At 67.0% G+C, this 8623-nt stretch carries 8 protein-coding genes; 3 read left to right on the top strand and 5 right to left on the bottom strand.

All coding sequences use genetic code 11. The features are described 5' to 3' along the window. Positions 1 to 4279: ATP-dependent helicase (locus tag K728_RS19235; RefSeq protein WP_443110966.1), on the bottom strand; the 4279-nt coding region annotated here is incomplete at its 3' end. Between the two features lie 40 nt (positions 4280 to 4319). Here K728_RS19235 and K728_RS0111310 point away from each other — a divergent pair. Then, positions 4320 to 4814: a hypothetical protein gene (locus K728_RS0111310; RefSeq protein ID WP_156809001.1), complete on the top strand. Its 495-nt coding sequence runs from the start codon at positions 4320 to 4322 to the stop codon at positions 4812 to 4814. A 24-nt stretch (positions 4815 to 4838) separates the two neighbouring features. Here K728_RS0111310 and K728_RS20185 read toward each other — a convergent pair whose 3' ends face one another. The 4 genes from K728_RS20185 to rlmH all read right to left on the bottom strand — a co-directional run bounded on the left by K728_RS20185 (position 4839) and on the right by rlmH (position 7607). Further along, positions 4839 to 5513, bottom strand: a complete 675-nt coding sequence (locus K728_RS20185; protein WP_024476782.1) for a DUF4232 domain-containing protein — start codon at positions 5511 to 5513, stop codon at positions 4839 to 4841. 85 nt (positions 5514 to 5598) lie between these two features. Further along, complete coding sequence (locus tag K728_RS0111300; RefSeq protein ID WP_024476781.1) at positions 5599 to 6336, bottom strand: YcnI family copper-binding membrane protein; 738 nt, start codon at positions 6334 to 6336, stop codon at positions 5599 to 5601. A gap of 98 nt (positions 6337 to 6434) precedes the next feature. Beyond that, complete coding sequence (locus K728_RS0111295; RefSeq protein WP_024476780.1) at positions 6435 to 7046, bottom strand: hypothetical protein; 612 nt, start codon at positions 7044 to 7046, stop codon at positions 6435 to 6437. 108 nt (positions 7047 to 7154) lie between these two features. After that, a complete protein-coding gene (gene rlmH, locus K728_RS0111290; protein WP_019482330.1) occupies positions 7155 to 7607 on the bottom strand; it encodes a 23S rRNA (pseudouridine(1915)-N(3))-methyltransferase RlmH in 453 nt (150 codons plus the stop codon). A 54-nt stretch (positions 7608 to 7661) separates the two neighbouring features. Here rlmH and K728_RS0111285 point away from each other — a divergent pair, with 54 nt between their 5' ends. Together K728_RS0111285 and K728_RS0111280 are read left to right on the top strand one after the other, a co-directional pair. After that, entirely contained in the window at positions 7662 to 8048 is a 387-nt protein-coding gene (locus K728_RS0111285; RefSeq protein WP_024476778.1) for a DUF2256 and DUF3253 domain-containing protein, read from the top strand. A 109-nt stretch (positions 8049 to 8157) separates the two neighbouring features. Continuing rightward, complete coding sequence (locus K728_RS0111280; RefSeq protein WP_443110965.1) at positions 8158 to 8601, top strand: arsenate-mycothiol transferase ArsC; 444 nt, start codon at positions 8158 to 8160, stop codon at positions 8599 to 8601. Positions 8602 to 8623 lie beyond the last annotated feature (22 nt).

The raw sequence follows: 8623 nt of genomic DNA, 5'->3' as shown, positions 1-8623 counted from the left end.
GGCCGGCCGCCATGGGAGGGGTGCTGCGCTGGTAGCCGCGGACGCCGTCGTCGTTACCCTTGACCCGCATTGACGACCCGGTCAGGGACGCACCGGGCGCCCGGCCGAGCCGTCCGACCCGCGATGACCGGGCGCGCGGCGGGGCGGCGCGCTGCTTGTGGGCGGTTTTGCCGCCGGCCAGCAGACTCCGCACGGGGGTGAAGGTGTCGTTACTGATCCGGCCGCCCCACACCAGCTCCCAGAGTGCGGTGACCACCTCGGAATCGTTCCGTGGCGCCTCGGAGTCGAGCGACTCGACCAACTGCCTGAAGAAGTAGGCGCCACCCCGGTCCAGGAGCTCCAGGAGGTTCAGTTGCAGGGCGGATGGTTCGAACACCGGGTCGGGTCTGAGGGTGAGTGGTGCGTTCTCGGCCAGGTGCAGGGCAATCCACCCGTCGTTGCCGGGCAGCGACCCGGCCCCGGACCAGACCACCTCCCCGGTGGCGGTCAGCTCGTCGAGCATCGCCGGCGTGTAGTTGGCGACCCGTGAGGCGAGGATGAGCGGCTCCCACGCCGACGCCGGAATGGGAACCCCCGAGAGTTGGTCGACCACGGTGGCCACCCCGTCCAGCCCGCGGAGGGAGGAACCGACGTGCTGCCAGGCGGGAAGGAACCTGCCGTAGGCTGCGGGGTCCACCGGTTCCACTTCCTGCCGCAGCGCGGCCAGGGACCGACGGCGGAGCCGACGCAGCACCTCGACGTCGCACCATTCGCTGGGCGCCGCAGTGTGGGAGGACGCGGGGGTGTTCTCGGGGAGTGAGGCAACCGGGCGGAACTCACCTTCGACCACCCGGCCGTCTGCGGCGAGGCGCTGCAGGGCAGTCAACACCACGGCGACCCCCAGGCCCAGGCGCCGCGCCGTTTCGGCGGCGGTGAACGGTCCATGGGTGCGGGCGTAGCGCCCCACGAGGTCTCCCAGCGGATCCGCCACCGGTTCGATGAAGGCCAGCGGGATGCCCATCGGCAGTGGGACCCCCAGCGCGTCGCGCAGGCGGGCAGCATCCTCGACAGCCGACCAGCGTTCCTCGCCGGCGATGAAGACCTGCAGCGCCCGGTTGGCCTGACCGAGTTGCAGGAGCAGCGACCCCACCTGTTCGACAGCTGGGGTAGCGACGGACTCCTCAGGAGGCTGGAACCGGTCAGCTACCTCCTGCGTGGTGAGCGGGCCGAGGAGCCGCAGGAGGTCGGCGACGCCTTCAAGACCACGCACGGTCCGGTCCGGTGCGAGGCGCTGCAGTTCACTTTCAGTGGTGGCAATGACCTGCGGGTCCAGCAGTTCACGCAGTTCCGCGCGACCGAGCAGCTCGTTGAGGAGAGTGGGATCCAATGACAGGGCGGCGGCGCGGCGCTCGGCGAGCGGGGAATCGCCCTCGTAGAGAAAGGACGCTACGTAACCAAACAGCATGGATCGGGCGAACGGAGACGGCTGGGAGGTGGTCGTTTCGACTATGCGCAGTTCCCGGCGCTCGATGCTGGCAGCGATGTCCTTCAGCGCGGGCAGGTCATAGACGTCCTGCAGGCACTCGCGGACCGTCTCCAGGACGATCGGGAACGTGGGGTACTTCCGCGCAACGTCGAGCAGCTGCGCCGAACGTTGCCGCTGCTGCCAGAGTGGGGAGCGTTTCCCGGGGTTTTGCCGGGGCAGCAGGAGGGCGCGGGCAGCACACTCGCGGAACCGTGAGGCGAACAGGGCCGAACCGCCCACCTCGGTGGTGACGATGCCATCAAGTTCCTCCGCGTCGAAGAGGAACAACTCAGCACCCGGCGGCTCATCATCCATCAAGGGCACCCGCAGCACGATCCCGTCATCGGAGGCCATCGCCGAGCCGTCCATGCCGTAACGCTGCTCGAGGCGCGCCCCGACGGCGAGCGCCCAGGGGGCGTGCACCGGCATGCCGAAGGGGCTATGCAGGATCACCCGCCAGTCGCCGAGTTCGTCGTGGAACCGTTCAACCACCAGGGTGCGGTCGTTCGGGACAATCTCGGTGGCCGCACGCTGTTCGGCGAGGTAGGTCAGGAGGTTTCCCGACGCCCAGTCATCGAGACCGATCGCTTTGCACCGCGCCTGCGCGTCCTCGGGGGAGGCAACAGAGGTTTCGCGGACAAATCCGCCGATCGCGCGGCCAAGTTCCACCGGTCGGCCCAGGGAATCGCCCTTCCAGAACGGCAACCGGCCCGGCTGCCCGAACGCGGGGGAGACCAGCACCCGGTCGTGGGTGATGTCCTCGATCCGCCAGCTGGTGGCGCCGAGCGCAAACACGTCACCCACCCGCGACTCGTAGACCATTTCCTCGTCGAGTTCCCCGACCCGACGGCCGCCCTGTTTCCCCCCGGTGCCGGGTTCGGCTGAACCGACCAGGAAAACGCCGAAGAGCCCCCGGTCGGGGATGGTGCCACCAGACGTGACCGCTAGCCGCTGGGCGCCGGGCCTCCCGGTGATGGTGCCTTCCACCCGGTCCCAGATGATCCGGGGCCGCAGCTCAGCGAACTCGTCGGAGGGGTAGCGCCCCGCCAACAGGTCGAGGGTGGCATCAAACGCAGATCGGGGGAGGGTGGCGAAGGGGGCGGAGCGGCGGACGACGTCGAACCACTCCTCCACATCGATGGTGCCCAGGGCTGCCGCTGCCACCGTTTGCTGCGCCAGGATGTCCAGCGGGTTGGCGGGGATGTACAGCGGCTCGATTTTCCCGGCGAGCATCCGCTCTACGGTAACGGCGGTGTTTACCAGGTCTCCCCGGTGTTTGGGGAAGAGCACACCCTGCGAGACTTCGCCCACCTGGTGCCCGGCACGGCCCACCCGCTGCAGTCCGCTCGCCACCGAGAAGGGTGACTCCACCTGGACCACCAGGTCCACTGCACCCATATCGATTCCCAGTTCAAGCGAGGACGTCGCCACCACGCAACGCAGCCGCCCGGATTTAAGGTCATCCTCGATCAGCGCCCGCTGGTCTTTCGATACCGACCCGTGGTGTGCGCGGGCCAGGAGGGGCTCTGAGCCGTCAGTCTGGCCGGTCTGGCCCATCAGCTCGGCCGGTGGTGACTGGGTCGCCTGGTCCGCCGGAGCCTTCTCGGCGCGCTGGCCGGTCCCGGTGCCTGCCTTCGGCGCTGAGTCCTCAGCCGGTACTGCCCGCAGCGCCGCCGCTTCCAGCCGTTCGGNGGCGTGGATCTCGTTGAGGCGGGCGGTGAGGCGTTCGGCGAGCCTGCGGGAGTTGGCAAACACGATCGTGGAGCGGTTGGCCTGGATCAGGTCAACGATCTTCTCCTCGACGTGCGGCCAGATGCTGCCCTGCGGGACAGCTTCGGCGCCGTACGCGTCGTCGTCGTCGTTCCGCGTCGGCGGCCCGCCGAGCTCGGTCATATCCTCCACCGGCACAGTGACGGTCAGGTCCCACTGTTTTTTCGACGGCGGCGCGACGATCTCAACTGGAGCGTTGCCGCCCAGGAACCGGGCGACGGTCTCCTGCGGTTCTACTGTTGCTGAGAGCCCGATCCGCTGCACGGGTTTCTCCAGCAGGGCATCCAGCCGGGCGAGGGACACCGCGAGGTGCGCTCCCCGTTTGGAACCGGCCACCGCGTGGACCTCGTCGACGATGACCGTATCGACGTCGGTGAGGGTCTCCCGCGCCTTGGACGTCAGCATGAGGAACAAGGATTCGGGGGTGGTGATGAGGATGTCGGGTGGCCGGGTCAGCAGGGCGCGGCGATCCGCCTGGGAGGTGTCACCGGACCGCACCCCCACAGTGATTGACGGCGCTGGAAGGCCCAGCCGTTTGGCAGTCTGGGTGATACCGATCATGGGGGCACGCAGGTTACGTTCGACGTCGACGCCGAGCGCCTTCAACGGCGAGATGTACAAGACCCTGGTGCCGCGCTTCTTCGCGGGTACTCCCTTGGTGGCCGGTGCCTCCTCGGCCGCGCCGGCGGCGATGAACTTGTCCAGCGCCCACAGGAACGCTGCCAGGGTTTTCCCGGAACCCGTCGGCGCAATGACCAGGGCGTTCGAGCCCGCCGAAATGGCGTTCCAGGCCCCCTCCTGCGCGGAGGTGGGCGCGGCAAAGGCTCCGGCAAACCACTGATGGGTTGCGGGAGTGAACTTATCCAACACCGATGTCACCGATTCATCATCTCTCAGGCGACTGACATTTTGCGACGCAGCGGGCCGAGGCTCCCGCCCCGCGGCCAAATGGAGGGTAGCTTTCAAGGTAGAACGCCCCAACTGCAGCAGGAAAGGCTCACCCATGAGAGGCCAGGTAGGAAACAACTGGGTTCCGATGGCCGGTGTGTCTGCTCTTTTTCTGGGCGGTGCGGTGGCCAGCCTGATCGCCGGTGAAAACACTGGCGCCGTGGCAGCCTACTTTGTGGTGGCGACCCTGATCCTCATCCTGTTGGCGGCGCCCTGGCTGGTGCGCAACCCGCCAGCGATCAACGCCAACTCGGGCACCTACCTGATTCTGGCGGTGGTTCTGGAACTTGCGGCGCTGCTCGGCGGATCAATCGAAGCGCTCCGGGGGCTTGGCGGCTGGATCGTTCTGGGCGCGGGTCTGGTCACCTACGGACTGCTGGAACGGGGTCGGGTAATGGTGACCGCCGGAGCCTTCGCGGCGCTGGCCGGCGTCGCCGCCGTCGTTGGCCAGCAGACCTGGTTGACCTTGACGCTCCAGCTCCTCACCGCAGCGATTTTCGCCCTCGCCGCTGGACGGTTGAGGCACCTGTTATTCAGCGAGCGTCGGGCATCGGACGGCACCACTGACTCACGATCGCCAGTCTTCCGCTAAGACTGGCTCCCGGCAGCATCTGGGCTACATGGCGGTGACAGGGCCAACGGTCATGAGGATGATGTCCTCGGCCGCGCAGCCAACCGATTCCTGGACCGCGATCAGCGAGTCGGTGGCACCCGGTGGGTAGACCCTGACACCGGTGGTTTCGGTGATGCTGCAGCCGTCACCGTAATTCTGGGCATTGGTCTGTTGCAGGGTGGCGATGGCGGACTGGCCCGGCGCCAACACCACGGTGGGGGACTCCACTCCGGGTTCCCGGTCGGCGGGGGCGCCGACCTGCGCCTCTGATGCATCGACGTAGGACACTCCCGGGTAGCCGGTCATGGAGCATTCCTCGTCCGACATATTCGAGAGGATCAGGTTGCGTGCGGCGGTACCCGCGCTGCCGGCACCCATCGGTGTTTCCACTGTGGCGGCCAAATCGGCAGCGGTGCAGCTCCCGTCGTCCTCGGGCTCGGCTGCGGTGGGCTCTTCCGACGCTTCTTCGGTCGGGGTGGCTGAAGCCTCCGGGGAGGGGGATTCGCTGGCTTCCTCGGTCGGTTCCGTGGTCGGCGCGGCGGAGGTGGTGGCTTCCGGAGCGGGCGTCGATTCCTGCTCGGTGGAACTGGAGGCACCACATCCCGCAACCAACGCGATGGAACTGATGGCCGCGAGGACGGCAGCGGCTTTGGACGAAGTGCGTGTGTGGATACCCATGGACTCACCTTCGCCGGTGATTGCCCCTGCGTCAATCGGCCGCCCTAATGAGACGACCGATTGACGCAGGGATCGTTACCGACTGCTATTTGGCGCCGCGGGTCCGGACCAGGGCCAAGACGCCCGCTGCCAGACCGAGCAGGCCGGCGGCCAGTGCCACCCAAATCACGGGCTGGGTTGCCGTTGATTCGGTGGCGGAAGCCTGCTCAGTATCGGCGGCGTCGGCCTCGTCGGTGGCTGACGCGTCGTGGCCGTGCCCGCCTTCCTCGGTCTCGGCGGTGGTGACGAAGGAGGGTGCCGGGCTTTCGGGTTCCTCGGCCCCTTCCTCGGCTACCTCATCCCAGCTGGACACACTGCCATCGGAGTACGTCTGGATGGCAGGCAGCGTGACAGTGGTTCCGGCCTCGGGTAGCCGCCCCACTGACAGCGAGAAGACCTGGTACTCGTCGGCGGACAGCGAGTCCCCTTCGCTGTCCGCGGTCCACACCACTGACAGGGCGCCCTCGGTGATGGTGGCGCCGTCGACCTCGACGGGCTCGGGAAGCTCGCCGCGGACGACCTCGGCGGTCCAGCCCTCTACCGGTTTGGCGCGCACCGAGGTGAAGGGGTTATCGGTGGGCAGCTGGACCTCAACTTTCTCGGTCAGGGCCGTGTCCGATTCGCTGGGTACCGAGAAGTTGAGTTGCGTGTAGCCGCCCGCAGTGGTGCTGGCTGGGCTCACATTGACGTGGGCTGAGGCCGTACCCAGACCGAGGGCCATGAGGCCCGCGGTGGTAACGGCGAGTGCCGAGGTGGTGACGGTCCGGCGTGATGAAGCGTTCATGGAAATGCCTTTCAGGATGCTGCCCGGGCGCACAGCGCTCGCAGGGTCAGCGAAAAATGGGTGTTGTGATGAGGCGGCTGCCCCCGTGGCAACAAGGTTCAGGCAGGCAGCAAGGCGGGGACGGGCAGGTGCGGTGGCCCCCGAAGCGCGGGAGTGTCGCGCAGGGCGCGTACCGAACGTAGCGCCGGTGCCGGCGGGAACAGGGGCATTCGTGGGACAGGGACGCCGATGACGACGTCGGGCAGTCGGAGTAGTGGTACGAGCCAAGCGGCTGCCAGGTGCAGGGCGGATTCGCCCCGGTGGAGCATGAACCCGGTGGCGGCGACAGCGACGCCGTGGAGTGTGAGCATCCAGAGGTCGGTGTGCGCGGCGGCGGGGTGCGCGTGCGCACCATTCGGCATGCAGTTGACCGCCTGGACGGCGTAGTGGGTGGCGGGTGCGGTGACGCAGGCCGCCGTCGACGTCAGACTGAACGCGTGGTGCAGGAGCCATTGCCCCAGAGCGAGAACGAGAAGGAGGGCGGGTAGCGATAGTGCTCTTTTGGAGATGACTGTCACTGCCAAGAGCGTTGCCGACCCCAGCACGGCAACGATCAACGGGGCTGGGAGATTTCCCCCACCAATAACGTGCGCCCCGGCAGCAAGGGCGAGGACAACTGCTGAAGTCACCGAGGAGCGGGCCAGGCGATGCGAAGCCGGTGCGCCGCTCATGATCCTCCCTCAGGTCCAGTGGTTGTCCGCACTCGTACTACGGCTGAAGGGCTACCCGCCCTACCCAAGGGTATTCGACGCCGGGTGGGGGACGGCTTGGTGAGGGTGCTACTCGTGGTGATAGGGGCGCCCGGCTGCGATCTCCTGCGCGCGGTACAACTGTTCGGCGAGGATCAGCCGGACCAGCTGGTGTGGAAAGACCAGGGGGGAAAGCGACCACACCAGGTTGGCGCGACTGTGGACTGACGGGTCAACCCCGTATGCGCCGCCGATGATCAAAATCACAGTCCGGGCGTTGTCGATGGGCTGTTGGAGGGTCCGGGCCAGGCCGGGGGAATCGAGGGCTTTGCCGCGTTCGTCGAGCAGGATGACGAAGTCGTTGGCCGTGAGTTTCGCGAGGAGCCGTTCGGATTCTTCGCGGCGGGCGGCGTCGTTCTCCCGGGCCGAGTGGGGAATGAGCTGCCAGCTCAGGTCGAAGGGTTTCTTGAGGCGCTTCTCGTAACGCGCGATGCCGTCACTGACCCACGCCTCGTGCTTCTTACCTACCGCCAGAATCCGCATAGCCACAGGTGACACCCTACAAGGGTGCCCCTGCGTCTCGGGGACAATGAAGTTATGGCCCACCGACAGCGCGGAACCACGCAGGAACCCGACGACAAGACCTGCGTGTCCTGCGGGCGACGGATGGAGTGGCGCGCCAAATGGGCGGCGAATTGGGCTGAGGTGCGCTACTGCTCGACCGCCTGTCGACGCCGGGGGGTCACCCCCACCGATCAGGAACTGGAAGCCAAAATCCTTAGCCTGCTGGCTGCGGCGCCGACCATCTACCCTTCCGATGCAGCGCGTGCGGTGGGTGGCGATGACGGGTCTCGCCTGGAGGAGCCCGCGCGACGGGCGGCCCGGAGGCTGGTCGCTGCCGGCCAGGTTCAGATCACCCAGGCAGGCTCAGTGGTCGATCCCTCGACGGCCAAAGGGCCATTCCGCATCCGGCGGGCGCGGTAGACGGGTCGACCCCCGCACCAGACATCGACAACTGTCGATGCCATCACGTAGTCTAGCGCCATCGAATGAAGCCGCCCTCTCAGGGTGCAAACACAAAGAGTGAGGCGCGATGACCGATCCCGACGAAAAAAGACTGGTACCCATGAAGCCATCAGTGCTGTTCGTATGTGTCAAGAACGGCGGCAAATCCCAGCTGGCCGCAGGCCTCATGAGGTTGGAAGCAGGTGATGGGATCTCAGTCAGTTCTGCTGGCACCAAACCCGGAACCGCCATCAACGCACTCTCGGCTGAGGTTCTTGCAGACCTCGGTGTTGACATTTCAGCGGAGCAGCCCACCCTGTTGACCGAGGAGGACATGCGTGCCGCCGGGCTCGTCGTGGTTCTCGGCGGGGAAGCAAAGGTCCCTGCAGTCCAAGGCGTTGAGGTGGAAATCTGGGAAACCGATGAACCTTCCCTGCGCGGTATCGAAGGGCGTGACCGGATGGTACTGGTCCGCGACGACATCCACGCCCGGGTGAAGGGCCTGAGGGAACGGCTGCTTTCCCCGAGCTGACGAACCCGTTTCGAGGGCAGCG

Source organism: Arthrobacter sp. CAL618, from assembly GCF_000468215.1.
Classification (GTDB): Bacteria; Actinomycetota; Actinomycetes; order Actinomycetales; family Micrococcaceae; genus Arthrobacter_D.
The sequence above is the reverse complement of the archived record's forward strand: the minus strand, read 5'-3'. Positions and strand labels throughout refer to the sequence as shown.

Excerpts from the sequence above, each read along its gene's own strand:
- K728_RS0111295 (WP_024476780.1), bottom strand. The coding sequence starts at position 7,046 with ATGAGCGGCGCACCGGCTTCGCATCGCCTGGCCCGCTCCTCGGTGACT.
- K728_RS0111300 (WP_024476781.1), bottom strand. The coding sequence starts at position 6,336 with ATGAACGCTTCATCACGCCGGACCGTCACCACCTCGGCACTCGCCGTT.
- K728_RS0111280 (WP_443110965.1), top strand. The coding sequence starts at position 8,158 with ATGACCGATCCCGACGAAAAAAGACTGGTACCCATGAAGCCATCAGTG.
- K728_RS20185 (WP_024476782.1), bottom strand. The coding sequence starts at position 5,513 with ATGGGTATCCACACACGCACTTCGTCCAAAGCCGCTGCCGTCCTCGCG.
- K728_RS0111285 (WP_024476778.1), top strand. The coding sequence starts at position 7,662 with ATGGCCCACCGACAGCGCGGAACCACGCAGGAACCCGACGACAAGACC.
- rlmH (WP_019482330.1), bottom strand. The coding sequence starts at position 7,607 with ATGCGGATTCTGGCGGTAGGTAAGAAGCACGAGGCGTGGGTCAGTGAC.